The 1,452-nt window shown below is 68.2% G+C and carries 1 protein-coding gene; it reads left to right on the top strand.

Going from position 1 to position 1,452, the window contains the following annotated elements; translation table 11 throughout:
* Positions 1–103: 103 nt before the first annotated feature.
* Positions 104–1,447, top strand: a complete 1,344-nt coding sequence (locus ACFVFQ_RS38725) for an IS701 family transposase (RefSeq protein WP_383425416.1) — start codon at positions 104–106, stop codon at positions 1,445–1,447.
* Positions 1,448–1,452: the final 5 nt, after the last annotated feature.

Genomic DNA, 1,452 nt, shown 5'->3' with positions numbered 1-1,452 from the left:
GACACGGCAGCTGTAGTTGCGAGGCTGTGCCGCGTTGATGTTGGTCAGCGGGATGGTGGGGTGCCTGCGGGTATGGGTGCGGCCACCGTGATCATGGTGGTTTGTGAAGACTCATCAAAACCAGGTGGCCGCGGAGGCCACGATAGCCGGGGCCACGTGGACAGCAGCGCTCGGGGCGGCGGCCGGCCGGATCGCGGACTGCTTCGAGCGCCGTGAGCCGCGTACGTGGGCGCGGGAGATGACTGAGGCGATGCTGATGGAGTTGGACACCCGTAACTGCTGGACCTTGGCCGAGGCACTGGGACATGTCGGCCCGCATCGGCTGCAGCATTTCCTGTCCCGCGCCGTCGTGGACCACGACCGCGCTCGCGACCGGAACGCAGCCTGGACCGCCGGTGAACTCGCCGACAACAACGCTGTGTTGATCGTGGACGAGACCGGGGACGCCAAGTCCTCCACCGACTGCGTGGGGGCGGCGAGGCAGTACTCCGGCGCGCTGGGCGGGGTCGGACTGTGCCAAGTCGCTGTCCACCTCACCTACGCAGGTCACAACGGGCATGCCCCGATCGACCGGGCTCTCTACCTCGGCGCCGGGTGGGCTGCCGATGAGGAATGCCGCCTGCTGGTCGGCGTCCCGGATGAGACAGAGTTCGCCACCAAGCCCCAGTTGGCCGCCGCCATGCTCCAGCGCGCTCGCGATCTGCGTATACCGGCCCGGTGGCTGGCCGGCGACGAGGTCTACAGCGGCAAGGGCCTGCGGCATCGGGCTCGTGAGCTTGGCTTCGACTACGTGCTCGCCGTCCGCGCCGACCACCGCGTGGGCACTCCGGCGGGCCGTTTCACCGTCACCGACCTCACCGCGCTGGTCCCAAAACGGAACTGGATGCGGATCCGCACCGGCCACGGCCTCAAGGGCGACCGCCACTACGACTGGGCGATGCTCGACATCAACGGCGACGATATCCCAGGAGGCCAGACGCCCGGCCATTCCGTCATTCTGGTCCGACGCCACCGCTACACCCGCGAGCTCTCCTTCTACCGCTGCCACTCCACCACCCCCGTCACCCTGGCCACCCCCGTCGACGTGGTGTGCTGCCGGTGGAAGGTCGAGGAGGACTTCCAACTCGCCAAGGGCGTCTGCGGTCTCGACCAAGGCCAGACCACCTGCTGGAACTCCTGGATGCGCTGGACTTTGATCAGCATGCTCGCCGCCGCTGTCCTGGCCGTCACCCGCGCCCGCACCGTCACGGCCACCACTACAGACAGCAAGCTCGTCCCAGCCAGCGGCCGCGAACTGCTCCGACTCCTGCGAGGCACCACCTTGCCCCACCCCCTACGCGACCGCGACCACCTCCTGCACTGGTCCGCCTGGCGCCGCCACCACCAACACCAAGCCGCCGAAGCCCACCGCAAATGGAACAACACCACCGCCACAGCAACGACTTGACCTGC

This window comes from Streptomyces sp. NPDC057743 (assembly GCF_042798755.1).
GTDB lineage: Bacteria > Actinomycetota > Actinomycetes > Streptomycetales > Streptomycetaceae > Streptomyces.
The sequence above is the reverse complement of the archived record's forward strand: the minus strand, read 5'-3'. Positions and strand labels throughout refer to the sequence as shown.